This is a genomic window from Agrobacterium sp. 22-214-1 (assembly GCF_053522465.1).
This window is the reverse complement of the sequence record NZ_JBNWCK010000001.1, coordinates 738959-765562: the sequence shown is the minus strand read 5'-3', so window position 1 is coordinate 765562 and position 26604 is coordinate 738959. Positions and strand designations below refer to the sequence as shown.

The following is a 26604-nucleotide window of genomic DNA, read 5'->3' as shown; positions in this document are numbered from 1 at the left end:
GGGGGAACTGGCTATCTATCTGATTTTAATGGTCGGAGCGGCGGGATTCGAACCCACGACCCCTTGACCCCCAGTCAAGTGCGCTACCGGGCTGCGCTACGCTCCGAACCTGAAAGCCGTTTATATATAAGCCTGTTAGGGCGCAAGCGGAAAATGGTCTTTTCATAAAAAAAGGAGCAAAGGGTGTGGATGGTGCAGAAGGGGACTAAGCAGCCCGGATGGGCGGCCGTCAAACGCATGACACATCCTCTTTCCATCATTGCCGGAACAAGCCGCCCGCTTCGGCGTTCAATCGCAGCGGAATTGAAACTCAGGGAGACGAACTATGTCCGAACTCGTCGTTGTTGGTTTTGACGGAACGGAAGTGGCCGACAGGGTGCTTCTGAAGCTTGCAGGCCTGAAAAAGGAATATCTGGTCGATCTGGAAGATGCCGTGGTTGTCGTTCGCGATGAAGATGGCAAGGTGCATCTGAAACAGAGCGTCAATCTGACGGCGATCGGCGCAAGCTCCGGTTTCCTGTCCGGCGGTCTCTGGGGCGGCCTCGTCGGCCTGCTGTTCCTCAATCCACTGGCGGGATTTGCCATCGGCGGCGCCATCGGTGCCGGTACGGGCGCTCTTGCGGGTTCGCTGACGGATTTCGGTATCGATGACGATTTCATCAAATCACTCGGCGAAACCATTCCCAACGGTTCTTCTGCGCTGTTCGTGCTGATCCGCAAGGTACAGCCGGAAAAGGTGCTGGCGGAATTCGAAGGCCTGCGCGGGCGGGTCATCAAGACGTCGCTGTCGCCGGCGCAGGAAGCGCAGTTGCAGAAGGCGCTTTCCGGCGGAGCCGAACCGGCTGCAGCGCCTGCCGTCTGAGCAGACGATGAAAGCGAGGCTGCGGCAGGTTCCATGTCGCAGCCATCCGTTCAGGCATCGGGGAATTCGGCTTATACGGTCAAAGTGCCGTTTTTCGCCTGCGGCCAGGTGAGATAATAATAGCGGCTGCCGACACTGCCGAAAAACGCGTTGTCGCCGGAAACGGTATCGACATAGGCGCCGGTCTCGCTTCTCGCATAGGCCGAGCCGTCGCGCTTGAGATGGTCTTTCAGAAAGTCGCTCCATCCCGTCATGGCGATGTCCGAGGCCGGTCTGGAGGTGGTTTCTGTATCGGAGGCCACATCCCAGGCCTTGATTTGCGCACCCTCGGCGGGATCGGAGACGGTCAGCGTGCCGGCCGTCAAAGCCTCGAGCATGGCCTTGGCCTGCGAAGCCTTGTCCGGATCCGCGGCCAGTTCTTCCAGCGTCTCCTTCAGCTCCTTCATGAAATCGGCCCTGGTAATATCGCCGGAAGAAAGCTGGGTGTCCGTGTCGTCGGTCTGCGTATCCTCGTTCGAGGTCTGGGCATATTGCGCCAGAAGCTGCGTGAGCCGCGTGTTGGTGGAAGACGACGAGGAGGAGGTGTCTAGCCCGTAGGAATCGAGGAGAGATGTCCGCGTCGAGGAGGAGGATGTGGCGGCGGAACTGTCTTCCTGCTCCTTGATGGCCTTGAGGGCCAGTCTGGTGGCGGTGAGGCGTGTGGACAGGTCGATGGAGGAGACCATTGCGCTAGCTGTTTCCTTGATCGGGCGATACGCATCATTCGTACCGAACCGGCTCCGCGGGCATCGATCCCGCCTTTCGTCTCCTCTCATAAGAAGACCGGGCGAATCCCGGCCGTATTCGGCTTGGGATGCACCCGGTCTTAATGGCCGGACTTTGCGCGACGCTTGCGGATCAGTTCTCCTGAACGGAGACGCCGTTCGGGCCGATATTCATCTCGATCCCCTTCGGCTTGCTTTCCTCGTGCCAGACATAGATGCCGAGGCCTGCGATGACCACGATGAGCGCGCCGATGATGAGATAGAGATTATTGGTCTGCGTCATTAAGATGTCTCCCCGTTTGACAATCAGAATCCGGGGCTAAACGCATGAAATGGCGCAAGGTTCCGTAAGGGCAAGTGTTTTAGGCGGCACGCGTGCGGCGGCGCAGGCTTTCGCGTTTTTCAAGCGCCATGCATCCCCACAATATGCCGAGCAGCAGGAAGAAGTGTCGCCAGTGGTCGGTATCGATGACGGCGCCGATCATCACATGCCCGACGAAAGTTACCCAGGAAATGATGAGGAACGGCTGCCAGGGCCGTGGCCGCAGCAGATGCCTGAAACCCGCGGCGATGGTCCAGCAGATCAACACCAGATAGATCACGAAACCGAACCAGCCATGCGTCGTCAGGCTCTTCAGCCAGATATTATGTTCGGCGGCGGGAAAGATATTGTCGAACACCATGGGGCCAATGCCGAGCGGGTGTTCCATGGCGAGCAGAAAACCGAGATAGTGGCGGGCAAAACGCCCGAGATGGCCGCCGTCATAAGATTGTACCGCCGAAGCGCGGCTGGAGAACAGATCCGCCACCTGCTTGAACTGCAACGCGATGATGACCGCCGCGACCATCAGCCCGGCGGCGATGAGAAACAGCACGAGGATCTTCAGGCGAAACGCGGCCGTGCGCTCCTTCAGCAGCATCACGAAGACGAGGAGGATGGTGGCGAACAGAAACAGGCCCCAGGCCGCGCGCGAGAACGACAGGAACACAGCAAGCGACAGGATGAGCAGCCCGGCGATCCGCCAGGGCGCATGCATTGCCTTGCCGGTGAGAAGGCCGTAAATGAGGTAAAGCGAGGGGGTCACCAGAAAGGGACCGAAAACGTTCGGGTCCTGAAAGGCGCCCTTGGCGCGGTCGTAAAGGGTGAAGACCTCGAAACCCGGAATGGCGTGGAAATATCCGATGATACCGAGCAGGGCTGTGATGAGCGCCGCCGCAAGCCAGGCCCGGAAAATCAAAAGCAGCCGCTGGTATTTGTCCTCTATGATCGCCGCATAAAAAACCGAGGTCAGCGCCAGAAAGGTCGAGACGGCGAGATAAAGCGGCCCCTCGTCCAGATCGGCCATGGTGGTGAGCGAAAGATAACCGCCGACATTGAAGGCAAGTAGCAGGCACAGAAGCAGGACGACGGTGCGCGAAAGGCGAAGGCCGAGCAGGAACCACAGGGCCACCTGTCCCACCATCATCAGCTCATAGGGCGCCGGCTCGGAAATGACGAAACCGGAAAGGAACACGCCGAATGCGATGAAGAACGAACCGACGAGCCGCATGGCGGCCAGCGGCGCGTCGAAATCCGGTGCGTGCTGGTAGCCGGTGTGGGTCAATAGGCGTTTTCCGATTTCAGCAGCCGTATCGGCGTGAGGAACAGGATCTTCAGATCGAGGAACAGCGACCAGTTCTCGATGTAATAGAGATCGTATTCGGTGCGGAACTTGATCTTGTCGCCATGGTCGATCTCGCCGCGCCAGCCGTTGATCTGCGCCCAGCCGGTAACACCGGGCTTGACCTTGTGGCGCGCGAAATAGTGCTCCACCACCTCGGTATATTTCAGGTCGCCCGTCTGGGCATGAACGGCATGCGGGCGCGGCCCGACGAGCGAAAGATCGCCGTAAAGAACGTTGAAAAGCTGCGGCAGCTCGTCCATCGAGGATTTGCGCAGGAAGCGGCCGACGGGCGTGACGCGCGGGTCGTTCTTCGTCACGGCCTTTTTCGCGGTCGGATCGCTGAGTTCCGTATACATGGACCGGAACTTCCAGACGTTGATCGTCTCATTGTTGAAGCCGTGGCGCTTCTGCTTGAAAAGGACCGGGCCTTTCGAGGTTGTTTTCACGGCAATTCCCGCGCCCATCATCACCGGCCATAAAAGGGCGATACCGATGAGGCTGAAGGTGATGTCGAACACCCGTTTCGCCACCGAATCCCAGTCGCGGATCGGCTTGTCGAACACATCGAGCATCGGCACCTTGCCGACATGGGAATAGGCGCGGGGGCGGAAACGCAATTTATTGGCATGCGCCGCAATGCGGATATCGACCGGCAGCACCCACAGCTTGCGCAGAAGCTGGAGAATGCGCGCCTCTGCGCTGAGCGGCAGGGCGATGATCAGCATGTCCAGCTTCGTCAGCCGGGCAAATTCCACCAGCTCCGCGAAGGTGCCGAGCTTGGGATAGCCGGCGACAACCTCGGGAGAACGGGCGCTTTTCCGGTCATCGAAGATACCGCAGATGCGGATATCGTTATCGGACTGCTGCTCCAGCGAACGGATAAGGTCCTTGGCGGTATCGCCGCCGCCGACGATGACGGCACGGCGTTCCATGACGCCGTTGCGGCCCCAGTGGCGAATGGCGAAGCCGAGGATCAGCCGCCCGGCGAAGATCGCCACCGCACCCGTTGCATACCAGATGCCGAAGGCCTGCCAGGAATGCAGCGCATCGGGAAAGAAGAGGAGAAGGAAACAGGCAATTCCCACGAAGGAGAGACAGACGGCACCCTGAATGCGCGCGAACATCTTCAGCGGCGTGCGCAGTGTCGGAAGCTGATAGCAGTCACCGGCCTGTAACAGAAAAACGCAGAGCGCCGCCCCCAATACGCCGCCGCCGAAAACCGACAGAAAGGTTTCGAGACCGCGATCGGCTGCAATGCCGTTGACGATGGCGGCGATGACGACGAGCATCGTGAATTCGAGAAGCCGCAATTGCCCGATCACCATGTTGGGCGAATGGTTGCCGGCGCGAAGCTGGTTGGCGATCTGCCGTGCGAGCGGATTGAGAACGACGGTTTCGGATGCCGAAGCCCCGCCGGGTTCATGGTCGGAGAGTTTCTTGCGCAATGACGCCAGATCGAATTGCAGCCTGTCCTTGTCAGTCTTGGTCATTGCCTTGGTCCGCACCCTCCAGCGCATCGGCCTTAAAATCGCATTGGATTTTCGACCGGAACGATGCGCAACCTCAAAGTGGTAGAGCGCCCTTCGTGCATCCGAACGGACACGCGCGCTCTACGAGCAGGAAACTAGCCGAAACATGCTAAGAAACGTTTATGATGAGTTTCTACAGGACGGTCGGAATATACAATTAAAAATCGTGTTTTTGAAATGGCTATTGGGTCGATAACAGGTCGCGATAGAGTTTCATCATCTCATCCGCCATGACCGGGGTTGAAAATTTCGCCTTGAAGCTGTCCGGGCGAGGCATGATCCGCTGCGCCCAGCCGGCATCCTCGGCATCCTTGACCATGATCCGTGCCAGCGCATCGGCGTCGCCAGCCGCTACGAGCGCCTCGCTGTCTTCTCCAAGGACTTCGGGAATGCCGCCGACATGCGAGGCAATGACCGTTTTTCCCGCCGCAAGCGCTTCGAGCACGATATAGGGCATGGCTTCGGCGCGCGACGGCACCACCACTGTCGTTGCCAGTTCGAACGCCTGCCTGGCGGGCATGGCCGCATGCATGGAAATCCGTCGGGAAAGCCCGGCCTTGTCGATCATCGCCGCATATTTGTCCCTGTCCGGTCCGTCGCCGACGATCACGCCGGTCATCGGTTGGCCGATGCTGCGTTCCATTTTTGCAAATGCCCTGATGAAGACATCCGGTCCCTTGAGGTCGCGCAACATGCCGATATAGAGAAAACGGGCCGCATCTTCGCGGGCGGGTACGGTTTCGAACTCGCTTTCCTGCACGCCGTTATAGATCATCGCGGTTCGGGTGCGCGGTTTGCCGACCTTGGCTTCATAAGTCGCCTGCTCGAAATTGCAGACGAAACAAAGCGCATCGGTGAAATGCTCCTGAAACCGCTCCAGCCGCAGGAAAAGCTGCCCTTTGAGGCTGCTTCTGGCGTAATGCAGGCTGCCGCCATGCGGTGAATAGAGGCGGGCTACGCGATACCTGTTCGCCCGCAGGAGTGAGCCGATCAGCCGGGCAAGAGCGCCACCCTTGGCGCTGTGTCCGTGCAGAATGTCCGGCCGCAAACTTTTGATGTGTTTGTAGGATTTCCACAGCGCCATGAGGTCGCCGGGGCTGATGGACCGCCGGATGGGCAGGCGGGTGAGGCCAAGCTCCAGCATCGGGGTGATCTGCGCGAAAAGCCGCTCTTCATGCGCGCCGCCGGTGGAGCTGTCGCAGACGATGCCGACCTTGTGGCCCTGCTTGACATGTTCCTCAATGAGGTCGCGCACATGGCGGAAAACACCGCCCACCGGGGAGCGGAAGCAGTGAATGATGCGCAGGGGAGGGCCGTCATCCGACACGTTCGCCACTCCGTTTTCAGAAGAAGCGTTCACGCACATAGACGGTATCGCCGGCCAGAATGGGCGCGGTGATACCGATCCGGCCGGTCATCACCTCGGCATTGATCTTGCGGGTAATGTCGACATCGGCCTGATTGGCGCGCGGGGTGAAGCCGCCGGCAATAGCGATGGCGTTTTGCACGGTCATGCCCGGCACATAGGAATATTGGCCGGGACGGCCGACTTCGCCCATGATGAAGACCGGGCGATAACGGTCGATCTCGATCGTCACGTCCGGATCGCGAAGATAACCCTGGCGCAGTTTGGCGGCGATGGCGGCTTCGAGCTGCGGCAGGGTCTTGCCGCGTGCCGGAACCTGGCCGACGAGCGGGAAGGCGACATAACCGGCCTGATCGACCGTATAGGTATTGGTCAGCCCGGTCTGCTCGAACACGTTGATGCGCAGCCTGTCGCCGCTATCGACATGATAGGGCTGCAGGGCGGCCTCGTTGAAGGACCTCGGAGCGGGTTGATATGCCGCGCAGCCGGAAAGGGCCGTCAGAACGGCGAGCGTCAGTGCGGTGACATGTCGTGATCCGGCGAGCGGCATCTCATCTGGCTCCGAGTCGAACTTTGATCATTCTTATCGTTCTGTTAGGGTTAATGTGCGGTAAACGACCGGCGCGAGCGGTGGTAATATCGGCTTTATTTCGTCGGATTCGCCGGGATTAACTGTTGTGTTACCGGCAAGACTTAAACTTCGCGAAAATTGACCATCTATATTTGAGCGCCCGAGGTTTGTCTCGGTTACGGAGCCCGCATGAACGGCGATCGCATTGACGACAGGGATGTGGATATCGATCTTGCGCAGCTTGTCGCGGCCATATGGCAGCGCAAGGGCCGGATTGCGGCGATCACGCTTCTGGCCGGGGGCGCCGCCTTCGTGATCTCAAGCATGATGTCGCCCGCCTACAAGGGCGAGGCGCGCGTGCTGATCGAATCCCGTGCGGCCTCCTTCGGCGCCTCGCAGCAGTCCAATGCGCCGGCCGAACCCGTTCTCGATGAATTGACCGTTTCCAGCCAGGTGCAGATCCTGCAATCGGTCGACCTCATCAAGCAGGTCGCCAAAGACATGAAGCTTTACGAGCTGGATGAGTTCGATCCGGAGGCCCACCCTTCGCTCATCTCGCAGCTCCTGGTCGCCGTCGGTGTCAAGAAGGACCCGCTTCAGGTGCTGCCCGAAGAGCGGGTGCTGAAGGCCTTCCGGGAAAAGCTGCAGGTCTATCAGGTCGAAAGCTCGCGCGTCATCACGGTCGAATTTTCCTCGCAGGACCCCAAGCTTGCCGCCGCCATCCCCAATGAGATGATGAAGGCCTATATCGCACTGCAAAGCGGCGCGAAGCTGGATACAAGCACGGAAGCGGCGCGCTGGCTGGAGCCGGAAATCGCCAATCTGCGCGAGAAGGTGCGCGAGGCCGACAGAAAGGTCGCGGATTACCGCGCCTCCTCCGATCTTCTCTCGGCGGGGCAGGGCGAAACGCTCGCCACCCGCCAGCTCAGCGATATCTCCACCGAACTCGGCCGTATCCGCGGAGAGCGCGCCAATGCGGAGGCGAGGGCGGAAGGCGTGCGCAGCGCGCTTGCAAGCGGGCGTCCGCTCGATACTTTTCCCGATGTCGTCGGTTCCCCGACGATCCAGAGGCTGAAGGAAAACGAAACGACGATCCGCAGCCAGATTTCCGATCTCTCGTCCTCGCTGCTGGAAGGCCATCCACGCATCCGCGCGCTGCGCAACCAGCTCGACGGTATCCAGCGGCAGATTCAGGAAGAGACCCGCAAGGTGCTGGCAAGTCTCGAAAACGAGGCCAATGTTTCGCGCCTGCGGGAACGGCAGCTGGTCCAGCAGCTGAACATGCTGAAATCGGAAAGCGTGCGTGCGGGCGAACAGCAGGTCGGCCTCAACGATCTGGAGCGGGAAGCCTCAGCGCAAAGGCAGCTTCTGGAAACCTATCTTGCCCGCTATCGCGAAGCGACGTCGCGCGCCGGCTCGGTGGATTCCACGCCAGCCGATGCACGCGTCATCTCGACGGCGGTGGAGCCGCGCGAACCCTATTTCCCGAAGACGGGCGCCATCACCATCGTCGTGACGCTGGCGGCGTTTCTGCTGTCCTGCATCGTCGTCATGCTGGTGGAGCTTTTCACCGGCCGGGCTTTGAAGCCGATGGGCAGGAATCAGGTTCCGCCGCTCTCCGATCCGCCTTCTCCTTCGCGTGCTCCAGCCGATCCGGACAAGACCACGGATGCGCCGGAACAGCCTGTAGCCGCGCGCCATGAAACCATGCAGCCTGCTGCGCGGGCCATGCCGGTTGCGGCATACCAGCCCGTTGCCGAAGAGGAAGAACGGCATCTACCGGCCGTCGCCGCTGCTGCTGCCATGCCGGCCTTGCCGGTGGAGGATGTCGCGGCTGCGAAAGAGGAGGCAATGGAGGAGGAAGTCGACACCGATGACGATTTCTCCATCGACGCGGTCGCAGGTTTCCTGGCCACCCGCCTTGCCAAACCGGTCGCCGCAATCGTGTCTCCGGCTGGTGATAGCGGCTCGACCACGTCCGTCATGCTGGCGCGCGCTTTGTCCGAAATGGGCCGTTCGGTCGTTCTCGTCGACATGACGGCGTCAGCCTGTCCGACGCGGTTGATGGCGCCGGAAGCCGGGCTTCCCGGTGTCATGGATCTTCTGGCGGGCGCGGCCGCCTTCGGTGAAACCATTCACGGCGACCGCCTGTCCGACGCCCATATCGTGCCGCGCGGCAATGCGCAGCCGCGCGAGGCCATGCGCGCGATAGACCGTCTGACGATGATCCTCGGCGCGCTCTCCGACGCTTATGATACCGTCCTCGTCGAATGCGGCGCGGTGCAGATTTCGAGCCTCGGGAAAATGCTGCGCAACCTGGCGGCGGAAATCATTGTCTCGGTTCCCGGCAAGGATAGCGAATTGTTGGAAAAGACGCTCGGTGAACTGGTTGCTGAGGGCTATGAACAGGCATTGCCGATGACCGGCATGCGCAAGCCGGACCATCTGAGCGCGGCCTGAGGCGAGGCAAAACCCTGCTCAGTCGGTGGCGGTGTCCATCTTCGAGCGTCCGGCGCGAAAACGCTGAATCAGCGCATAAAGCGCCGGATTGGATTTGATCAGGCTTTTCGTCCGGGCGATGGCGACATAGGCCGAGGCCGCAACACGACCCTTCAACGTCACCGGCAGGAATATATCGTGCTGCACGGTGAAAAGCGGGCACCAACTGCGTTTATAGAGCTGGTCGCCGACGCCGAAATCGAAGATCGCCGCCTTTTCGCGACATGCCCTTTCGATCATCAGCCAGAACAGCAATTCACCGGGGCTGAGTTCCGAAACGGATTCATCGATCGAACCGAACTGGCAGATGATGTGATCCTGCTTGCGCGAAAGGCCGGCTATCGCGGCGATGACGCCCTCGCTTTCGCCATGCAGGCGAATGGCATGCAGTTCCAGCAGACTATCCGTGCCCGTCTCGGGAAAATTGGCTAGATCGTAGAAGAAATCCCGCACCGATTGATCCCGAAACACATCCGGAATGCCCTGCGAGGCGAAACGGGCTGCTTTCTGGCGGAAAAATGCCTGCAACAATTCGCATTTTTCCTGTGGCGACCGTGCGATCACATGGCTGTAACCGCCCATTTCCTCGGCCCTTCGACTCTGGATGCGGAATTTCTTCCGTCGCCTCTTGGCATTGACCTGCCGAAGCGTGGCCTCGAAACTTTCGAACAGGGGAAGCTGAAAGGCCGGATTCTGGTTTTCGACGGAAGCCAGATGCGAGAGGGGATTGGTCCTGTCGCGCCACGTCAGCGGTATGTTCTGCAACGCCAGAATATCGGCTCGACCATGCAGCAGTTTCCGCGCTTCGCGGGCAATCGCCGCTGCGATTTCCTGTCCGGCCTGTTCGGCAAAGGAGGGGTCGAAAAGCCCCGTATTGATATTGTTGAAACGGCCGCCGGGAAAACGCGCTTTGCGGATGCCGCCTTCCAGTACGATTTCGAGCGGCAGCAGAAAGATCGTCTTGCCGCCCTGCCGGCCACGAAGCGTCAGGAGCGCGCTATCCTGCGTCTGCGCCCAGATGGAGCACCAGCCGAAACCCTGATGCAGTGAGTTGAGCGGGTCGTTTTCCAGCCGCTCCCAGTCGGCACGGATGGTGGAGGCGTCATCGACCAGATCGATCAACAGACGATCAGCACCCCGCCGCTCGTTTTGCACGGCGGTCGGCGCTTGCTCATCACTGATAAAGACCGGCCCCTCAGCCGCCATCCACTCTCTCCGGTTGTTTCGGTCGGACTATATCGCTGAGCGGCAAACAATCGGTTTATAAAATTGCGACCTCAGGGTGTCATGCAATGGTCGGCGCTTAACCCTGCTTTTTGGGTCCGGCCATCCATTTGATGATCAGCATCGCCGGCAGAACCCACAGGATTCCGGTCAGGACGAAATAAGCGAGATGCACCCACCAGGGCGATTGCGCCAGCGCCGCCGATGCGATGGCCGTCGCCACCACGGCGTAAACGACGACGAGGCAGATGATGACGATGGTGCCGATAAGCGATCTGAGGCGAGGGTGCATGAAGTCTTCCGTCATTGAGTATCTGCGCGGGACTATAGCGCCGCGACCGCATGCCGCAAACCCTGAGGCCTTGTTTTGTGGTGCGGGTTGGGGCTAATCAACATGACTGTATGAGGGAGACCTGAAAGATGCGTTCGAGCGGCATGACGATGGCAAATGGTTCTGCGGAAATGGTGGTGGAGGCTGCCCTGCAGAAACAGGAGAAAGACCGCCGCCTGCTGCGCATCTGGCTGCGCGTCGTGCTCTTCACGCTCTTCTGTCTGGTCCTCGTCGGCGGCGCCACGCGGCTTACCGAATCCGGCCTGTCGATTACCGAATGGAAGCCGATCCACGGCGCCATTCCGCCGCTTTCCGTTGCCGAATGGGAAGAGGAGTTCCAGCTTTACAAGCGCATTCCCCAATATCAGGAAATCAACAAGGGCATGTCGCTCGACGAGTTCAAGACGATTTTCTGGTGGGAATGGGCGCATCGCCTGCTTGCCCGCGCCATTGGCCTGATCTTCGCTTTGCCGCTCGCCTTCTTCTGGCTCACCGGCCGCGTCGAAAAGCGCCTGCGCTTGCCGCTAGTCGGCCTTCTGGCGCTTGGTGGCTTTCAGGGCTTCATCGGCTGGTGGATGGTCTCTTCCGGCCTCGTCAACCGCACGGATGTCTCGCAATATCGCCTTGCCACGCATCTGACCATCGCCTGCCTCATCTTTGCGGGCTGCATGTGGATTTTGCGCGGGCTGTCGCATCATTCGCCTGAGGCCGCCGACGAAAAGACGGGCAGGGGCTTTGCCGCGCTGCTGACGGTGCTCTGTCTCTTCCAGATCTATCTCGGCGCATTGGTGGCGGGGCTGAATGCCGGCCTTTCCTATAATACCTGGCCGCTGATGGATGGCTCGCTGGTGCCTGGCGATCTCTTCCTGCAACAGCCCTGGTGGATCAACCTCTTCGAGAACCCCAAGACGGTGCAATTCGTCCACCGTCTCGGCGCCTACACGCTGTTTGCCGCCACGCTGTGGCATATGGTGTCTATGGCCCGCGCCTTGCCCAATACGCCACACGCCCGCCGCGCGGTGCTGTTCTTCGTGCTCGTCTCCATTCAGGCGGCGCTCGGCATCACAACACTGCTCATGCATGTGGATATTCATGTCGCGCTCGCCCATCAGGGCATGGCGCTGATCGTGCTCGGTTTCGCCGTCGCCCACTGGCGCGGTTTCATCGGCGAATATCCGGCGCCCGTTGCGGTCGAAGTCAGGGACTGAGGCGGTTTAGAACTGCCCGAGCACCGTTTTGATGGTGGCCGCGACGGCAACTTCGTTGTCGCGTTCCTCCGCATTGCCGTCCTCTTCGTGCCACGCGGCAGAAAGGCAGCCATAGGCAAAGGCATATTGCAGCAATAGCCGTTCGTCCCGTTGCAGCGCCTTCGCAAAGATCGCCGCCATGGAGGCGATGCGCGCCTCGCTGCGGGTAAGGTCGAAACGGTCGAGCGGATTGGAGAACATGTTGGCGACATCGAGCGCCGCATCGCCGATCAGGCCGGCCGGATCGATGATGATCCAGCCGCGTTCACTGCGCATGATGTTCTCATGATGCAGATCGCCGTGCAGCGGCTTCACATCCCGCTGCCGGTCGATCAGTGCCAGCGCCAGCGTGGCCGCCTCGATATAGGGGCTGTCCACGCCGTCGGTACGGTCCTGTTCGGCCTTGCGGAACAGGCTCTCGAAATAGAGCGGCAGCGTCAGCAGGCTTGAAGGCGGCGGTTGCTGCGATGGCTGATGATATTTGAGCAGGACATCGGCGGCGATTTCCGTGGTGGCATCGTCGTTGCCGTCGCGAAACAGCACGTCGCGCAGGGTCTCCGTACCGGCATGTTCCATCAGCAGAATATCGTCGGAGCGGTCGAGCAGCTCCACGCAGCCGATGCCGGCGCGCCATGCGATGAAATCCGCGCCGCGAAGACTGTCTTCCAGCACTTTCTGTTTCAGAACCTTGGCGATGGCGAGGGAACCGTCGCCGCGCGTAAGCTCGTAAACCACCCCGGCCGGCGTATCGGCAATCTGTTTCGCGGCCTCGATATTCCACGAGGCCGGAAAAGATGGGGTGGTGGTCATGAGATAACTCTCATGCGGAGAGCATCAGCTCCATGTTCTGCACGGCAGCACCGGATGCGCCCTTACCGAGATTGTCGAGCAGCGCGACGAGGTTGATGTGTTCGCCGCCCGGTGTACCGAAGACGAACAGTTTCATCGTGTCCTTGCCTGCCAGTTCCTCGGCGTCGATGCGCGCGAGCCCCTTGCTTTCGGCAAGCGGCACCACATTGACGATGTCCTGTCCCGCATAGTGGGCGGTCAGCGCCGCATGGATCGTTTCGACGGTCGCGCCTTCCTTCAGGTCGGCGGCAAAAAGCGGAACCTGCACGATCATGCCCTGCGGGAAACGCCCGACGGAGGGTGAAAACAGCGGTGCGCGGTCGAGCTGGCCATGAATGGTCATTTCCGGCACGTGCTTGTGCTTGAGCGTCAGGCCATACAGGAAATTATTGGCGCTGATCGCGTCATCGCGGCTCTGGTCTTCCATCTGAGCGATCATCTGCTTGCCGCCGCCGGTATAACCGGAAACCGCATTGACGCTGACCGGATAACCGTCGGGCAGGAGGCCTGCGGCGCGCAGCGGGCGCAGAAGGGCGATCGCGCCCGTCGGGTAGCAGCCCGGATTGGCGACGAGACGGGCGGAACGAACCTTCTCGCCCTGTTCCTTATCCATTTCGGCAAAGCCATAGGCCCAGTCCTGATGGACGCGATAGGCGGTCGAGGTATCGATGATGCGGACATTGTTATTGCCGGCCACCATCGAGACCGCTTCCCGAGAAGCATCATCAGGCAGGCAGAGGATCGAAATGTCGGCATTGTTGAGCATATCCTCGCGCATCGCCGCATTGCGGCGCTCGGCTTCGGGTATGGACAGCAGCTCAATATCGCGGCGACCGGCAAGGCGCGTGCGGATCTGCAGACCCGTGGTGCCGTGTTCGCCATCGATGAAGATCTTCGCTGTCATGTCCTTGTCCTGACTTTTCAAAGGGTTGCGAGGGTAATCGGAATCAGTTTGGCAAGCGCCGGTTTCTTTATCAGCCGGCCTTGGCCAGCCGTTCGGCGCGCAGGCCAAGCATATACATTGCAACGGTGGCTCCGGCAATGGCGGTAATGTCAGCATGGTCGTATGCGGGTGCCACCTCCACCACGTCCGAGCCGCGAATATCGAGTTGGCCAAGCCCGCGCAGAACGGAGAGAATTTTAGCGCTGGTCGGCCCGCCGGCCACCGGCGTTCCGGTTCCCGGCGCAAAGGCGGGATCGAGGCAATCGATATCGAAGGTCAGATAGGTGGGCATGCCGGCCGTGTGCTTGACGATCAGCGAGGCGATATCGCTCGCCCGCATTTCCTCCACCTCGTAACCGTGGAGAATGCGGATGCCGAAATCGTCAGGCGCATGGGTGCGGATGCCGATCTGGATGGACCGGTCGGGGTCGATCAGGCCATCGCGCACGGCGCGGGCCACGAAGGAGCCGTGGTCGATGCGCTTGCCATCATCGAACCAGGTGTCCTGATGCGCATCGAACTGCACCAGCGCCAGAGGCCCATGCTTGGCCACATGCGCCTTTAGGAGCGGCCAGGTAATGAAGTGATCGCCGCCAAGCGTCAGCAGGTAATCGGTCTTGGAAATGATCCGTCGCGCTTCCTTTTCGATCGTATCAGGCGTTTTCCAGTGATTGCCGTAGTCGAGCAGACAGTCACCATAGTCGATGGTCGGCATATGGGCGAAGAGATCGCGCGCGAAGGGATATTGCGGATCGTTGTCGAAGATCGCCGAGGCGCGGCGGATCGCCTGCGGCCCGAAACGGGCGCCCGGCCGGTTGGAGGTGGCCGCGTCGAAGGGAATGCCCCAGATGGCCGTGGATACACCCTTGAGGTTCTTGGTATATTTGCGCCGCATGAAGGAGAGGACGCCCGCATGGGTCGGGTCGGTGGCGGCCGATGTCAGGGTCGTTGCGGTGAAGGCATGGTCGATGGTTTTGGACGGCATTGATCACCCCATTGCGATTTGCGCCGAGGTTGCTGTCTTCCTGCTGAAAAAACAAGGGAGGAAACCATGAAAAAAGGCGGAGCCGAAGCCCCGCCTTTCGAAGTTCTGAACGAACCGTTCGTGGAAGCGATTAGCGCTTCGAGAACTGGAACGAACGGCGGGCCTTGGCCTTACCGTACTTCTTACGCTCGACAACGCGGCTGTCGCGGGTCAGGAAGCCACCCTTCTTCAGAACGGAGCGCAGGCCCGGTTCGAAGTAGGTGAGGGCCTTGGACAGACCGTGACGAACGGCGCCGGCCTGACCGGACAGACCACCACCGGCAACGGTGGCGATGATGTCGAACTGACCCGTGCGGGCAGCGGCGACGATCGGCTGCTGAAGGATCATCTGCAGAACCGGACGTGCGAAATACGTGGTGAAATCGCGGCCGTTGATGATGATCTTGCCAGAACCGGCCTTCACCCATACGCGGGCTACGGCGTTCTTGCGCTTGCCGGTCGCGTAGGAGCGGCCGAGAGTGTCAACCTTGCGGACATGCACGGGAGCCGAAGCTTCCGATGCCGGGGCGAGGTCTTTCAGAGAGGAAAGATCGGCCATTATCAGGCGCTCCTTACGTTCTTCTTGTTAAGCGCGGCCACGTCGAGAACGGTGGGCTGCTGTGCTTCGTGCGGATGGTTCGAGCCGGCGTAAACGCGCAGGTTCTTCATCTGGCGACGGCCGAGCGGGCCGCGCGGGATCATGCGCTCGATGGCCTTTTCAACGACGCGCTCCGGGAAGCGGCCTTCGATGATCTGGCGAGCCGTACGCTCCTTGATGCCACCCGGGTGACCGGTGTGCCAGTAGTACTTCTTGTCGGAGTACTTGTTGCCGGTGAAGGCAACCTTTTCCGCGTTGATAACGATGACGTTGTCGCCATCATCAACGTGGGGGGTGTAGGTAGCCTTGTGCTTGCCGCGCAGGCGGGTTGCAACGATGGTGGCGAGGCGACCAACAACGAGGCCTTCGGCGTCGATGATGACCCACTTCTTCTCCACCTCAGCAGGCTTCTGAACGAAAGTAGACATGGATTTCACTTTCTAACGTGGACCCGCCATCCTCTTTTAAATAAGAGCATACGGGCGTTTCTTGTTGCTTGGTTTGGTTGCCGTCAAAGGCAACCGCAAATGACCTTATTCCATTTGGAATGTGATCTGGCGCGCTTATACGGTGCGCGGGCGAAAGCGTCAATATGACAGATTCTGGAGTTCGTAAAAATAAGATAGCAAAAACAATGGCTTGATAATGGGGTATTATTTTACCTCATCGAACAGTCCCGTTTTACCCCAGTCGCATCACCAGAACGCCCGCTGCAATGATGCCTCCGGCAAGATAACGCCAGATGCTGGCGCGTTCCTTCAGAATCACCACGGAGATCACCAGCGCAAAGAGAATGGAGGTTTCCCGAAGCGCCGCGACGACGGCGACGGGCGCCTTGGTCATGGCGTAGAGCGCCAGCCCGTAGGAGAGAATGGAGCCGCCGCCGCCGATCAGGCCGCGCCACCAGTTGCGCCGGACATGGTCCGCGACCGGGCCCACGCCGCGCTGGTAGAAGGCGAAGCCGAAAAGCAGCACGGGCGGCAGAAGCGACATCCACAGCGTATAGGAGATGGCGTTGCCGGAAAGCCTTGCGCCGACACCATCGACGAAGGTGTAGGATGCGATCACGAAGGCGTTGAGCAGGGCGACCATGATCGCCTTTCCGCCACCGCGCCGCGCCTCGAAAGCGAGCGTCAGGATGCCGCCGGAGATGACGGCGATGCCGGCAAGGGCCAGCAGGCTTAAAATCTCGCTCAGGAACAGGCTGCTCGTCGCCGCGACGATCAGGGGCGCCACGCCGCGCATGACGGGGTAGACAAGGCCGATGTCGCCGATCGTATAGGCGGCGGCGACAAGCCGGAAATAGGCGAATTGCAGAACGGCCGAAGCGATCAGGAAAGGAATGGCGACCGGAGCTGGAAATGGCAGGAAAGGCAGAAACGGCAGCGAACAGGCCGCCGCGCCCGCCGCGATCAGCGAGGCATCCAGCGATTTGTCGGATCCGGCCTTGACCAGCGCATTCCATCCGGCATGCAGCATCGCCCCCAGGAGCACCAGAAGAAGAATGTCAAATGTCACAATAGAGACTCGCTCGCGGGCTACTTTGGGCAACCTACAGCATCGGCTTGAAAACCGGAATCGATTTTCGGCGAGGGCGGTAAGCCTTTCCCGATTGTTCAAGCACGCGTTTTGCGCCCGTGGAACCGCCCGCAAACGGCCTGTGATCGCAGCGGATACTGCAACGCGCGTAAAATTTATGCTTTGTGCATGTCATGGCGCCGGGGAATGATTTTGCGCCGGGGCGATATGGCGTTCTGCTCATGATTTCATCCGTCAGATGGACGCATGAGCGTCCGGCGCACAGCTTATGGTTTCGCCTCGCGACGAATTTTCGCTAAAAATACTACCAAATTTGTCAAATATTAGCGTCCAGTGCGCCATGGCGCTTCGGGCGCAAGGTGTATCAATCCGGCGAGGGCGTGCGTGAAAAGAAATTTCATACCTTTCACGAATTGGCGACTGTAACGTTGCAGATTTGTATGTAGATTGATTTACAGAATAACTTTCTGAAAATTAGATTCCTCTAATTTTCCTGTGAACGGAATGAAAACAAACAGGAGACGAAGAGCGCATGAATTGCACGCTAATGTTGTTTGAGCCCTTATTTGCGGCAATTCGCGTCATTTTGAAAACTGGACAAAAATAGTCAGTACAACCGGCATTCCGGCGTTTGGTGAAATCATTTTGCGCCGGCGAAAACGTGCCACTGCGCGGCGAGGTGTCTGCCGTAGCTGCAATTTTCAGCCGGGCAGGGGTTCAAGAGAGCGAAGAACCTTCCTAGATGGAAGGGCGGACGCAACCGGTAGCGTCAGGAATGTGTCGGTGGAATTATGCAGGAGACGCTATGCTCGCGGCGCTTTCGAATGGCGCACCTGCATTGGTATTCTTCAAACCATGCGACGCTCCAGAAGGGATAAGTTGACATGCAGCATGATAGTTACGAGCCCGACTACCTCAGAAAAATTCTGACCGATGTCAAAACCATCGCCCTGCTCGGTGCTTCGCCCAACCCGGACAGGCCGAGCCACGGCGTGATGCGCTTCCTGCTGTCCAGGGGGTATCGTGTGTTTCCGGTCAATCCCGGTCAGGCAGGCAAGGAGATATTGGGGCAGAAGGTCTATGCCAAACTCGCCGATATTCCCGAGCCGGTGGACATGATCGACGTTTTCCGGGCGCCGGAATATTTGTCGGCAATCGTCGAGGAGGCGATATTGCTGCCGGAGCGGCCATCGGTAATCTGGGGCCAGCTTTCCGTTCGCGATGACAATGCCGCCGCCAAGGCGGAAGCCTACGGTATGGAAGTCGTAATGGACCGTTGTCCTGCAATTGAGTATCCGCGTCTCAATATTGTGCGATAGTTGGTACGGATCGGACTTACCATTTGGCGGCAAGGCATTATGATCCCTCCGAAATTCCAATTGGAGGAAATATCATGCCGAGCAGCAATCCCGGGTTTTCGACGCTGGCCGTTCATGCGGGCGCGCAACCCGATCCGACCACCGGCGCGCGTGCCACACCCATCTATCAGACCACGGCCTATGCTTTCCGCGACGCCGATCACGCCGCCGCCCTGTTCGGATTGAAAGAGTTCGGCAATATCTATACGCGCATCATGAACCCCACCCAGGCGGTTCTGGAAGAGCGCGTGGCAGCACTTGAGGGCGGCACGGCCGCACTTGCCGTCGCGTCCGGCCATGCCGCGCAATTGCTGGTCTTCCATACGCTACTGCAATCCGGCGACAATTTCGTCGCCGCCCGCCAGCTCTATGGCGGCTCGATCAACCAGTTCGGCCATGCCTTCAAGGGCTTCGACTGGCAGGTCCGCTGGGCCGACGCCACCGATCCGGCCAGCTTCGAGGCGCAGATCGATGAGCGCACGCGCGCCGTCTTCATCGAAAGCCTTGCCAATCCGGGCGGTACTTTCGTGGATATCGCCGCAATCGCCGATGTCGCCCACCGGCATGGCCTGCCGCTGATCGTCGACAATACCATGGCGAGCCCCTATCTGTTGCGGCCGCTGGAACATGGCGCGGATATCGTGCTGCATTCGCTGACGAAATTCCTCGGAGGCCACGGCAACTCCATGGGCGGCATCATCGTGGACGGCGGAACCTTCGACTGGTCCGCGACGGACCGATATCCGGCGCTGTCACAGCCCCGGCCGGAATATTCCGGCGTCGTGCTGCACCAGACCTTCGGCAATTTCGCCTTCGCCATCGCCTGCCGTGTGCTGGGCTTGCGTGACCTCGGCCCGGCGATCTCACCCTTCAACGCATTCCTCATCCTGACCGGCATCGAGACGCTGCCGCTGCGCGTTCAGCGCCATTCCGACAATGCGCTCGCCGTCGCGAAATGGCTGAAGGCGCATCCCAAGGTTGGCTGGGTGCATTATGCGGGGCTGGAAGACAGCGATAACCACGCTATCCAGCAGCATTATTCGCCAAAGGGGGCGGGCTCCGTCTTCACCTTCGGCGTTAGGGGCGGTTATGCGGCCGGCAAGGCGCTGGTGGAAGGGCTGCAGCTCTTCTCCCATCTCGCCAATATCGGCGACACGCGCTCTCTCGTCATCCACCCGGCCTCCACCACCCATGCGCAGCTGACGCCGGAACAGCAGACGGCCGCCGGCGCCGGGCCGGATGTGGTTCGCCTGTCGGTCGGCATCGAGGACGTCAAGGACATCATCGCCGATCTCGAGCAATCGTTCGCCAAGGTCTGATGTCGTGGCTCACGCGAGTTTGGTGCCCGCGTGACCCCCAGTGATATTTAAGTGTGATTGAGCGGCCGCCGGAAAACCATGGAACAATGTGTTTTCGGCGGCAGCGGATTTGCGTGTTGCGGCGAGGTCCACTCGCTCGGCTGCATTCAGCTTATTTCTTCTGCAAAGTGCCAATGAAGTCCTTCGAAATGGCACATGATTTTTCCATGAAGCCAATGATGAGCTGCAATTGCTCTTCATCATATTCCCCATAGAGCGTCTCCATTTTTGCCTGAAGGGGCGCATACATCTGAAACAATTCCCGCATTTTTTCAGGGTGAGGGGCTGCCAGCACGCGCCGGCGATCCGCAGGGTCGGGCAAACGTCTTATGAAGCCGGCCTTCTCCAGCCGGTCGAGTAGCGCCGTCACCGCTCCGGTCGTCAGGCCGGTCGATCTTGCAAGTTCACCCGCGCTTGCCTGGCCCTGCATCTGAAGGATGTCCAGGCACTCCAGATCGGTGGTGTTCATCCGAGCCTTTGCCGCGATGGACTGGCTGATGAGCAATGATTGCGCGCTGGCCTGGCGAAGTACGTCGGTCAACCGGCGATCCAGGATATCTCTTGACATTTGAATATCTCAATAATTAAGAAATAATAGTCATCAAGATAATCGGCCGGATGTGATTTCGCTAGCGTTAAATGTGCCGCTTACGCCTGTGAGGGCCGAAAAGTGGAAAATGCGTGCTGGCCGAACATGCTCTCGCAGACGTCACGGCGTTTTCTGGAAGAGGTGAAAGATGTTCGAGCCGCTGGTTTTCTACGCGATTGTCGTCGCCGGTGTTCTTGGGAGCGTCGGGCTGGGTGGGGGCATCTACGAGACGCTTCTTGTCGATAAGGTGTGGCCTTCGCAGCCGATGCTGATCCAACCGGAACGGGGCGGGATCGACCGAAAGCTTTTCTGGGGTCCCGCTCACGGGCTGTTTGAGGTGGCCTTGCTCCTCGCAGTCTGGCTGACATGGGCTCACCCGGCAATTCGCGTCTGGATATGGTCCGCACTCGCCGCGCATCTTGTAGCGCGGATCTGGTCCTTTGCATATTTCATCCCAATGGCGCTTCGGTTTGAGACGGGATTGGCCGGTGACGCAACGGCTACTTCCAATGCTGCGGCCAGATGGGTCCGATTGAGCCGCTGGCGACTTCCCATCGAGTTTGTTGCGGTGATCCTGCTGTTCATCGCGCTCGCGAAATCAGCGGGAAACTGAGCCCGTACGCTGCCAGTTTCCACCGGTCTGTGGAGAAAACCTCGGTGCCAGGTTGAACTTCGGTGCCAGGTTGAATGGTGCGCTGCTTCCCTTCATCCGCGACCATCTTACTCAAAGCGCCGAATCCGCCTAGAACAGGCCCCTGCAGTCCCATCGCGAAAGATACGCCATATGAAAATGCTCCGTATTGTCACCCTTCTCCTTGCAATCGGGGTCGCGGGTACGGCTGATATACCGGTCGTAGCTTCGGTTTCGCCGGCAAAGGCCGAGGCGGAATATTTCCCGACGCAGCAGGATTTTGTCGGAAAATGGAAGCTCACCGGCGCGACCAGCCGCCCGCCGCGCGACATGAAGACTGAGCCCACCGCCCAGCAGGAAGCGGATGCGACACTGTTCCAGGAGACGGTGACGACATTTTATTCCGCGTTTGATTATCTGGAGATCACGGCGGACGGTCGTTACAATTTCCATCAACCCGGCGATCCCTCAGGTTCATGCGTCTGGTGCGGCACCTGGTCCTTTGACAAGAGTTCGCTGTGGCTGAAGCTGGATACCGCGCCCCGGCTCGATATTTACGCGAAGGACGGCGATATACAGATGACGTACACCGCCGAACCCGACAAGAAGTCGAAATACACTTGGCTGGTTTTCGGCTGGACGAAGATGGAGTAGGCGCCTCGTTTCCCCGGCGGCAGCGCCCAACCGGCACACCCAAGACTATTTGACGAAGCGCTCACAATTGAGCAAAGCTATATGGCCAACCATATTTGACGGACAGGGGACGTCATGACGAATTTTCTGTCCTTCGATGATGTCGCCGAGCTGGAATACGGTGCGCCAGCGCCGGAAAGACTGATTTCCGGCGATCCCAAATTCACTACATGGAATCTCGAGGAAGCGCCCGGCGGCATCTATGCCGGTATCTGGCAGTCCACGCCCGGCAAATGGCGGGTGGTCTATGACGAGTGGGAATATTTCAACATTCTCGAAGGCCATTCCATCCTGACCGAAGATGGCGGTGCTCCGCGCGATCTGAGACCGGGCGACCGCGTTATCCTGCGTCCGGGCTTTACGGGCACGTGGGAAGTCGTGGAGACAACGCGGAAGGATTATGTCATCCGGCTCTGATGGCGCGTTACCAGCGTGTCATGACGCCAAGCGACGGAATTTTCTCGTCGATAGATATCAATGCCATGTTTTCCAAAATAGATTGAGCCGCAAGAATTCGATCGAACGGATCGCGGTGTTCGCCCGGCAGCATGGCGCTTCGAACCATATGAGCGCTGTTGATGGGAAGTTCGAGAAAGCCTTCCTGTTCAATTACACCCGCAAAATCGGGAAGTATGAGCGACGCACCGGGCAAACGGCCTCGTGCGAATTTCGTGGCAATTTCCCATGCTGAAGCCGCGCTCACATAGAGGTCATTATTGGGGTCGCTGATGATTTCGCGCGCATCCGGCGAAAGCCGGTCATGGTCATTCAGCCACCAAAGCAGTGCATGGGTATCCAGTAGATATTTCATTCGGTCGTGAACTCTTTAAGTTCGTCTTCCGTCAGCGGTTCGAAGAACTCAGGTCCGACCACGAGCACGCCCTTAAAACGGCCCGGAACGCGTCGGCGTTTTTCGTGTGGAACAGAGCCCGATTTACTCTCCGAAATACCCACCGCATCCAATTGACGCGATAGTCTCTCAAGATGCGCCTCCAGTTCGGTAAAAACGACCGAGGGGGGTGGCGTCATATCCGTTTTTTTCTTCGACTTGGTTGCCAAGGCATTTGCCTCATCACTATTGGACGAAAATACCATAGCGCATCGGGGATGATAAAAAAACTACTTCACCATGCCAGATCGAGCCGCTCCAGACCATGAAAATGATAGACATCCTTGACCCTGGGCGGCTCGGCGATCTTCAGACCCGGCAGGCGTTTGAAAAGCAGGGGCAGGGCAAGATTGAGCTCCAGCCGTGCAAGCGGCGCGCCGATGCAGAAATGAATGCCGGCGCCGAAGGAGACGTTGGCGCCCTCGTTGCGGTCGGGCTGGAAGGTCAGCGGATCGGAAAATTTTGCCGGATCGAGATTGGCGGCTGCCAGGATGAGGCTGACCTTGTCGCCGCGCTTGAACGCGACGCCGTCGATTTCGACCGGCTCCAGAACCCAGCGCTGGAAAATATGAACCGGTGCGCAGATGCGCAGGGTTTCTTCCACCGTCCGTTCTGTGGTCGCCTCGTCGTTAAACAGCGTCTCGGGGGAGATGCCGCTTTCCAGAATGATGCGCACGGAATTGCCGATCTGGTGCACGGTCGCCTCGTGCCCGGCATTCAGCAGCACGATGGTGGTGGAGACCAGCTCGTCGTCGGTGAGGTACTGGCCCTTGTGTTCCGTGTGGATCATGTGGCTCAGCAGATCGTCCTTCGGTTCCGCCCGCCGCTCGGCGATCACGCTGCGCACATAGTCTGAAAACTCATGCGCGGCCCTGTCGGCCAGCAGCTCGTCTTCCGGCGTGCGCTTGAACATATACATGCCGACATAGGCATGCGACCATTTCAGAAGCTGCGGCCCCATCTCCTCGGGAATGCCGATCATGCGGGCGATCATCGTCACCGGAATTACATCGGCATAGGAGGAGAGCAGTTCCGTTTCGCCCTTGCTTTCGAAAGCGTCGATCAGACGGTTGGCGAGTTCCTCGATTTCCGGCTTCATCTTGTCGACATGCCGCGACACGAAGGCGCGGTTGATGAGCGTGCGCAGGCGCGTGTGCTCCGGCGGTTCCAGTTCCAGCAGCGAATGCTGCTCGGCGGCGTCGAAATGCTTCACATGTTCGAGCGGCTCCGCCAGGCCGATCTCTTCGCGGCTTGCCACATGCAGGATCTGCCGTCCGAAGCGGCGGTCGCGCAAAAGCGCGCTCACATGGTCGTATCCGGTGAAAAACCACTGCCGCTGCTCTTCCCAGTAGAAGGTAGGACATTCAGCGTGAAGGGCCGCATAGACCGGGTTCGGATCGTTGTAGAAAGCCGGGTCGCGGGCATCAAGGGAAACGCGGCGGGTGGCGGGATCGATTTTGAGAAACGGAAATGTCGCTGTCATGCCCATGGTCTATTCCGCGCGCGGCGCTTTGGGAAGGGAGGGAAATCCCTTCCGGATATCTCTATGCCTGTCACTGGGTGGTTACATCGTCATCGGCTGGCGATGGCGGATATCCGGTTCAGCGCCGCGACCTGGCGGTCGGCATTGTTGTCCATCGGATTTTCGTCGCGGTCCGAGGCGGGCACGACGACATTGGCTGAATTGACATGGATGACGGTCCGGTTGCGCCCGGCCTTCTTGGCGGCATAGAGCGCACGGTCGGCTTCCGTCATCATCGTGTTGAGGTCGGCATCCTTGATCATGGCTTCCGATATGCCGACGCTGGTGGTCACCTCGATGGCTTCACCGCGCGAACTGATCTTCGAAAGGCGCAGATTGCTGCGGATCGCTTCCGCAAGCGTCGCCGTGCTGGAAGGGCTTTCCACTTCGGCAACCAGCGCGAATTCCTCGCCTCCCATTCTGACGAAAAGGCCGCGATCGCCGATTGCGCGCTGCGCGATATTACAGAAATGAACGAGCACCGCATCGCCGGACTGGTGGCCGTATCTGTCGTTGATCTTCTTGAAATGATCGATATCGAACAGCACCAGCGCCACGTAACGGCTGGAGGCCGGCGACCTTTTCTTGATACGCTCGAACTCCTCCAGCAGACCGCGACGGTTGAGAACGCCGGTCAGATGATCGGTCATGGCCAGCCGGTGGAGACGGATCTCTGTGTCTTCCATGATGATCTTGGCGCTGATCATGATAATGGCCGTGAAGCCGAGCATGCCGGAAAAGGCAAGCGCCGATGTCAGCGGAATGGCGTTGGGGGCCGCGGCATTGGCCGGAATAACGATGGATGCGACGAACGCTCCCGCAAAAGCCTGCAGGACCAGGATCGCGGCCAGAACCCGGCGGCTGCGTGAGGCGCGCGCCTTGCTGGCCAGAAGGACGCCGGCGAGCATGAAGTAACCGGTGGCCGCACTGGCATGATAAAGCAGGATGCGGGCCACCATGTTTTCACGCACGGGCGGCAGGAACATTCCGGCGATCCACAGCAGAGCCGGAATGGCGACCCAGCCGCCGATTTTCCGCTGTTCGAAGCACAGCAGGCCTGCAAGCCAGAAGCCGAAGGCGGAAAGTGCGAGCGTATTGCCGACCTGAATGGACAGAAAACTGGAAATATCCCCGCGAAGCGCCACCATTACCGTGCCGATGCCCGTTGTGAGGAAACCGGCCGCGAAATAGAGATTATGCCGGCGGGAAGGGCGGTGCAGCCACAGCGTTCCCAAAAGCACGGCAAGGGTGAGCGTCTCCGCCGCCCACAGTAGCGTGCTCGTCTTTGCATCCAGCATTGCAAAATCCTATCTGCGCCATAATGCGGTAAAAGCGGGCTCTCTCGCACGAGGTGCGTTATGCCCGCTGGAATTGTTGAGCTGCCATTTCGCCCGGATGGGCCCATTCCCCAACGGGAACCGGAAATTCGCTGGCCAGTATCGGCAGCAAATACTAACGAGTTCTTGCCGGTGAGAAGTTATATCTGTGCATGGCGGGCGATTTTTGCCTTCGTCGCCTGCCATAGTAAAAAAATGGTGGCAGCGGGGGAAAGAGGCCCGGCTGACGCCGCCCGGTCCGAAAGCCCTGTCAACCTCGGCCCGAAAGGCCTGCAAACGCTGTTGAGCCGTTAAGGATATGCGGCTTCGTGTCTTGAAGTACGGGGCAGGGACACTCTATGTAGGGAGTATGAAGGTTAGAAGTGATTCCGGAGCGGCTTTCCGCGAAGGGCAGAGTTTGACAAAGGACGGACATGAAAAATCCAGTTGATACCGCCATGGCTCTGGTGCCGATGGTCGTTGAGCAGACCAATCGCGGCGAACGCTCCTACGACATATTTTCCCGTCTTCTCAAGGAACGCATCATTTTCCTCACCGGCCCGGTGGAAGACCAGATGGCTTCGCTCGTCTGCGCGCAGCTGCTTTTCCTCGAGGCTGAAAACCCGAAGAAGGAAATCGCGCTCTACATCAATTCGCCAGGTGGCGTCGTGACCGCCGGCATGGCGATCTACGATACGATGCAGTTCATCCGCCCTGCGGTTTCCACGCTCTGCGTCGGCCAGGCCGCGTCCATGGGCTCGCTGCTTCTGGCTGCCGGTGAAAAGGGAATGCGTTTCGCCACCCCGAACGCCCGCATCATGGTTCACCAGCCGTCCGGCGGTTTCCAGGGCCAGGCATCGGATATCGAGCGCCATGCCCGCGACATCATCAAGATGAAGCGCCGCCTCAATGAAGTCTACGTGAAGCATACTGGCCGCACGCTCGAAGAGGTTGAAAAAACCCTCGATCGCGACCACTTCATGGATGCAGACGAGGCGAAGGACTGGGGCGTGATCGACAAGATCCTGACCTCGCGCCAGGAAATCGAAGGCGCCGCCGCGAATTGAGGCGCGCCGCTTTTTGACGTTTGTTTGAACCCGCAAAAGTAATTTCGGGGCTTTCAACCGCAACAGAAAGCGATATTAGTATATATAAAGGCTATGTTGAATTTTTATGACGTGGCCTTTGGTTTGATGGGGAATTCGTTGCAGCCGGGTGTCAGCTCCTGTATCTGATAC

The 26604-nt window shown here is 59.4% G+C and carries 28 protein-coding genes and 1 tRNA gene; 9 read left to right on the top strand and 20 right to left on the bottom strand.

What is annotated here, in order from left to right; translation table 11 throughout:
- Positions 1–29: 29 nt before the first annotated feature.
- Positions 30–106, bottom strand: a tRNA-Pro gene (locus ACQZ5G_RS03865).
- 219 nt (positions 107–325) lie between these two features.
- On the opposite strand from ACQZ5G_RS03865, the gene ACQZ5G_RS03860 reads away from it, so the two are divergent.
- Positions 326–862, top strand: a complete 537-nt coding sequence (locus ACQZ5G_RS03860) for a DUF1269 domain-containing protein (RefSeq protein WP_003521556.1) — start codon at positions 326–328, stop codon at positions 860–862.
- Between the two features lie 71 nt (positions 863–933).
- Here ACQZ5G_RS03860 and ACQZ5G_RS03855 read toward each other — a convergent pair whose 3' ends face one another.
- The 6 genes from ACQZ5G_RS03855 to uppC form a co-directional block, all read right to left on the bottom strand.
- Positions 934–1587, bottom strand: a complete 654-nt coding sequence (locus tag ACQZ5G_RS03855) for a hypothetical protein (protein ID WP_448737017.1) — start codon at positions 1585–1587, stop codon at positions 934–936.
- A gap of 172 nt (positions 1588–1759) precedes the next feature.
- Positions 1760–1909 (bottom strand): hypothetical protein, encoded by a 150-nt coding sequence (locus ACQZ5G_RS03850; RefSeq protein ID WP_003521552.1) that lies wholly within the window; start codon positions 1907–1909, stop codon positions 1760–1762.
- 79 nt (positions 1910–1988) lie between these two features.
- Positions 1989–3230 carry a polysaccharide biosynthesis O-antigen ligase family protein UppF gene (uppF, locus tag ACQZ5G_RS03845; protein ID WP_448737016.1) on the bottom strand — a complete coding sequence of 414 codons (1242 nt, stop codon included), beginning with the start codon at positions 3228–3230 and terminating at the stop codon, positions 1989–1991.
- Complete coding sequence (uppE, locus tag ACQZ5G_RS03840; RefSeq protein WP_448737015.1) at positions 3227–4780, bottom strand: polysaccharide biosynthesis glycosyltransferase UppE; 1554 nt, start codon at positions 4778–4780, stop codon at positions 3227–3229. Before uppE ends, uppF begins: the two co-directional genes overlap by 4 nt.
- Positions 4781–5000: 220 nt before the next feature.
- Complete coding sequence (gene uppD / locus ACQZ5G_RS03835; RefSeq protein WP_448737014.1) at positions 5001–6146, bottom strand: polysaccharide biosynthesis type 4 glycosyltransferase UppD; 1146 nt, start codon at positions 6144–6146, stop codon at positions 5001–5003.
- A gap of 16 nt (positions 6147–6162) precedes the next feature.
- Positions 6163–6735 (bottom strand): polysaccharide export protein UppC, encoded by a 573-nt coding sequence (gene uppC, locus ACQZ5G_RS03830; RefSeq protein WP_003521548.1) that lies wholly within the window; start codon positions 6733–6735, stop codon positions 6163–6165.
- Positions 6736–6945: 210 nt separating this feature from the next.
- Here uppC and uppB point away from each other — a divergent pair, with 210 nt between their 5' ends.
- A complete protein-coding gene (uppB, locus tag ACQZ5G_RS03825) occupies positions 6946–9216 on the top strand; it encodes a polysaccharide biosynthesis protein UppB (protein ID WP_448737013.1) in 2271 nt (756 codons plus the stop codon).
- A gap of 18 nt (positions 9217–9234) precedes the next feature.
- Here uppB and uppA read toward each other — a convergent pair whose 3' ends face one another.
- Both uppA and ACQZ5G_RS03815 read right to left on the bottom strand, forming a co-directional pair.
- Positions 9235–10461, bottom strand: coding sequence for a polysaccharide biosynthesis GNAT family N-acetyltransferase UppA (uppA, locus tag ACQZ5G_RS03820; protein WP_020811153.1), 1227 nt, complete (start codon positions 10459–10461; stop codon positions 9235–9237).
- Between the two features lie 97 nt (positions 10462–10558).
- Positions 10559–10771: a DUF2842 domain-containing protein gene (locus tag ACQZ5G_RS03815; RefSeq protein ID WP_020811154.1), complete on the bottom strand. Its 213-nt coding sequence runs from the start codon at positions 10769–10771 to the stop codon at positions 10559–10561.
- 143 nt (positions 10772–10914) lie between these two features.
- On the opposite strand from ACQZ5G_RS03815, the gene ACQZ5G_RS03810 reads away from it, so the two are divergent.
- Positions 10915–12018 carry a COX15/CtaA family protein gene (locus ACQZ5G_RS03810; RefSeq protein WP_448737078.1) on the top strand — a complete coding sequence of 368 codons (1104 nt, stop codon included), beginning with the start codon at positions 10915–10917 and terminating at the stop codon, positions 12016–12018.
- A gap of 6 nt (positions 12019–12024) precedes the next feature.
- On the opposite strand, the gene ACQZ5G_RS03805 is transcribed toward ACQZ5G_RS03810, so the two are convergent.
- The 6 genes from ACQZ5G_RS03805 to ACQZ5G_RS03780 form a co-directional block, all read right to left on the bottom strand.
- The gene (locus tag ACQZ5G_RS03805) at positions 12025–12867 is read right to left on the bottom strand and encodes an aminoglycoside phosphotransferase family protein (RefSeq protein ID WP_448737012.1); all 843 of its coding nucleotides are present in this window, start codon (positions 12865–12867) and stop codon (positions 12025–12027) included.
- Positions 12868–12877: 10 nt separating this feature from the next.
- Entirely contained in the window at positions 12878–13810 is a 933-nt protein-coding gene (gene argC / locus ACQZ5G_RS03800) for an N-acetyl-gamma-glutamyl-phosphate reductase (protein ID WP_035217708.1), read from the bottom strand.
- 70 nt (positions 13811–13880) lie between these two features.
- Complete coding sequence (speB, locus tag ACQZ5G_RS03795; RefSeq protein ID WP_448737011.1) at positions 13881–14834, bottom strand: agmatinase; 954 nt, start codon at positions 14832–14834, stop codon at positions 13881–13883.
- Positions 14835–14964: 130 nt separating this feature from the next.
- Positions 14965–15432: a 30S ribosomal protein S9 gene (gene rpsI, locus ACQZ5G_RS03790; RefSeq protein WP_003521540.1), complete on the bottom strand. Its 468-nt coding sequence runs from the start codon at positions 15430–15432 to the stop codon at positions 14965–14967.
- Positions 15433–15434: 2 nt separating this feature from the next.
- Positions 15435–15899 (bottom strand): 50S ribosomal protein L13, encoded by a 465-nt coding sequence (rplM, locus tag ACQZ5G_RS03785; protein WP_003502335.1) that lies wholly within the window; start codon positions 15897–15899, stop codon positions 15435–15437.
- A 253-nt stretch (positions 15900–16152) separates the two neighbouring features.
- Positions 16153–16989: an EamA family transporter gene (locus ACQZ5G_RS03780; RefSeq protein ID WP_448737010.1), complete on the bottom strand. Its 837-nt coding sequence runs from the start codon at positions 16987–16989 to the stop codon at positions 16153–16155.
- 905 nt (positions 16990–17894) lie between these two features.
- Between ACQZ5G_RS03780 and ACQZ5G_RS03775 the strand changes: the two genes are divergently transcribed.
- Positions 17895–18329, top strand: coding sequence for a CoA-binding protein (locus tag ACQZ5G_RS03775; RefSeq protein WP_020810502.1), 435 nt, complete (start codon positions 17895–17897; stop codon positions 18327–18329).
- A 74-nt stretch (positions 18330–18403) separates the two neighbouring features.
- Positions 18404–19687, top strand: a complete 1284-nt coding sequence (locus tag ACQZ5G_RS03770; RefSeq protein ID WP_448737009.1) for an O-acetylhomoserine aminocarboxypropyltransferase — start codon at positions 18404–18406, stop codon at positions 19685–19687.
- A gap of 151 nt (positions 19688–19838) precedes the next feature.
- Here the strand turns inward: ACQZ5G_RS03770 and ACQZ5G_RS03765 are convergent, their stop codons facing one another.
- Positions 19839–20267, bottom strand: a complete 429-nt coding sequence (locus tag ACQZ5G_RS03765; RefSeq protein WP_448742659.1) for a MarR family winged helix-turn-helix transcriptional regulator — start codon at positions 20265–20267, stop codon at positions 19839–19841.
- Positions 20268–20463: 196 nt separating this feature from the next.
- Between ACQZ5G_RS03765 and ACQZ5G_RS03760 the strand changes: the two genes are divergently transcribed.
- The 3 genes from ACQZ5G_RS03760 to ACQZ5G_RS03750 all read left to right on the top strand — a co-directional run bounded on the left by ACQZ5G_RS03760 (position 20464) and on the right by ACQZ5G_RS03750 (position 22056).
- Positions 20464–20928 (top strand): hypothetical protein, encoded by a 465-nt coding sequence (locus tag ACQZ5G_RS03760; protein WP_448737007.1) that lies wholly within the window; start codon positions 20464–20466, stop codon positions 20926–20928.
- A 171-nt stretch (positions 20929–21099) separates the two neighbouring features.
- Positions 21100–21600, top strand: a complete 501-nt coding sequence (locus ACQZ5G_RS03755) for a hypothetical protein (protein WP_448737006.1) — start codon at positions 21100–21102, stop codon at positions 21598–21600.
- Positions 21601–21714: 114 nt separating this feature from the next.
- Positions 21715–22056: a cupin domain-containing protein gene (locus ACQZ5G_RS03750; protein WP_448731852.1), complete on the top strand. Its 342-nt coding sequence runs from the start codon at positions 21715–21717 to the stop codon at positions 22054–22056.
- A 7-nt stretch (positions 22057–22063) separates the two neighbouring features.
- Here ACQZ5G_RS03750 and ACQZ5G_RS03745 read toward each other — a convergent pair whose 3' ends face one another.
- The 4 genes from ACQZ5G_RS03745 to ACQZ5G_RS03730 form a co-directional block, all read right to left on the bottom strand.
- The gene (locus ACQZ5G_RS03745) at positions 22064–22450 is read right to left on the bottom strand and encodes a type II toxin-antitoxin system VapC family toxin (RefSeq protein ID WP_059752628.1); all 387 of its coding nucleotides are present in this window, start codon (positions 22448–22450) and stop codon (positions 22064–22066) included.
- The gene (locus ACQZ5G_RS03740) at positions 22447–22698 is read right to left on the bottom strand and encodes a hypothetical protein (RefSeq protein ID WP_448737005.1); all 252 of its coding nucleotides are present in this window, start codon (positions 22696–22698) and stop codon (positions 22447–22449) included. Before ACQZ5G_RS03740 ends, ACQZ5G_RS03745 begins: the two co-directional genes overlap by 4 nt.
- A 65-nt stretch (positions 22699–22763) precedes the next feature.
- Positions 22764–24017: a cytochrome P450 gene (locus ACQZ5G_RS03735; RefSeq protein WP_448737004.1), complete on the bottom strand. Its 1254-nt coding sequence runs from the start codon at positions 24015–24017 to the stop codon at positions 22764–22766.
- An 83-nt stretch (positions 24018–24100) separates the two neighbouring features.
- A complete protein-coding gene (locus ACQZ5G_RS03730) occupies positions 24101–25348 on the bottom strand; it encodes a GGDEF domain-containing protein (RefSeq protein ID WP_196377713.1) in 1248 nt (415 codons plus the stop codon).
- Between the two features lie 452 nt (positions 25349–25800).
- On the opposite strand from ACQZ5G_RS03730, the gene clpP reads away from it, so the two are divergent.
- Positions 25801–26433, top strand: coding sequence for an ATP-dependent Clp endopeptidase proteolytic subunit ClpP (gene clpP, locus ACQZ5G_RS03725; RefSeq protein WP_003521529.1), 633 nt, complete (start codon positions 25801–25803; stop codon positions 26431–26433).
- The last annotated feature ends 171 nt before the right edge of the window (positions 26434–26604 follow it).

Bases quoted from the DNA above. Each gene is read 5' to 3' on its own strand.
- argC (WP_035217708.1), bottom strand. From the start codon at position 13,810: ATGACAGCGAAGATCTTCATCGATGGCGAACACGGCACCACGGGTCTG.
- ACQZ5G_RS03860 (WP_003521556.1), top strand. From the start codon at position 326: ATGTCCGAACTCGTCGTTGTTGGTTTTGACGGAACGGAAGTGGCCGAC.
- ACQZ5G_RS03810 (WP_448737078.1), top strand. From the start codon at position 10,915: ATGACGATGGCAAATGGTTCTGCGGAAATGGTGGTGGAGGCTGCCCTG.
- ACQZ5G_RS03735 (WP_448737004.1), bottom strand. From the start codon at position 24,017: ATGGGCATGACAGCGACATTTCCGTTTCTCAAAATCGATCCCGCCACC.
- uppC (WP_003521548.1), bottom strand. From the start codon at position 6,735: ATGCCGCTCGCCGGATCACGACATGTCACCGCACTGACGCTCGCCGTT.
- rplM (WP_003502335.1), bottom strand. From the start codon at position 15,899: ATGTCTACTTTCGTTCAGAAGCCTGCTGAGGTGGAGAAGAAGTGGGTC.
- uppA (WP_020811153.1), bottom strand. From the start codon at position 10,461: ATGGCGGCTGAGGGGCCGGTCTTTATCAGTGATGAGCAAGCGCCGACC.
- ACQZ5G_RS03855 (WP_448737017.1), bottom strand. From the start codon at position 1,587: ATGGTCTCCTCCATCGACCTGTCCACACGCCTCACCGCCACCAGACTG.
- uppE (WP_448737015.1), bottom strand. From the start codon at position 4,780: ATGACCAAGACTGACAAGGACAGGCTGCAATTCGATCTGGCGTCATTG.
- ACQZ5G_RS03775 (WP_020810502.1), top strand. From the start codon at position 17,895: ATGCAGCATGATAGTTACGAGCCCGACTACCTCAGAAAAATTCTGACC.
- ACQZ5G_RS03770 (WP_448737009.1), top strand. From the start codon at position 18,404: ATGCCGAGCAGCAATCCCGGGTTTTCGACGCTGGCCGTTCATGCGGGC.
- ACQZ5G_RS03815 (WP_020811154.1), bottom strand. From the start codon at position 10,771: ATGCACCCTCGCCTCAGATCGCTTATCGGCACCATCGTCATCATCTGC.
- ACQZ5G_RS03805 (WP_448737012.1), bottom strand. From the start codon at position 12,867: ATGACCACCACCCCATCTTTTCCGGCCTCGTGGAATATCGAGGCCGCG.
- ACQZ5G_RS03750 (WP_448731852.1), top strand. From the start codon at position 21,715: ATGACGAATTTTCTGTCCTTCGATGATGTCGCCGAGCTGGAATACGGT.
- ACQZ5G_RS03745 (WP_059752628.1), bottom strand. From the start codon at position 22,450: ATGAAATATCTACTGGATACCCATGCACTGCTTTGGTGGCTGAATGAC.
- ACQZ5G_RS03755 (WP_448737006.1), top strand. From the start codon at position 21,100: ATGAAAATGCTCCGTATTGTCACCCTTCTCCTTGCAATCGGGGTCGCG.
- rpsI (WP_003521540.1), bottom strand. From the start codon at position 15,432: ATGGCCGATCTTTCCTCTCTGAAAGACCTCGCCCCGGCATCGGAAGCT.
- uppB (WP_448737013.1), top strand. From the start codon at position 6,946: ATGAACGGCGATCGCATTGACGACAGGGATGTGGATATCGATCTTGCG.
- ACQZ5G_RS03850 (WP_003521552.1), bottom strand. From the start codon at position 1,909: ATGACGCAGACCAATAATCTCTATCTCATCATCGGCGCGCTCATCGTG.
- clpP (WP_003521529.1), top strand. From the start codon at position 25,801: ATGAAAAATCCAGTTGATACCGCCATGGCTCTGGTGCCGATGGTCGTT.
- ACQZ5G_RS03730 (WP_196377713.1), bottom strand. From the start codon at position 25,348: ATGCTGGATGCAAAGACGAGCACGCTACTGTGGGCGGCGGAGACGCTC.
- speB (WP_448737011.1), bottom strand. From the start codon at position 14,834: ATGCCGTCCAAAACCATCGACCATGCCTTCACCGCAACGACCCTGACA.
- ACQZ5G_RS03760 (WP_448737007.1), top strand. From the start codon at position 20,464: ATGTTCGAGCCGCTGGTTTTCTACGCGATTGTCGTCGCCGGTGTTCTT.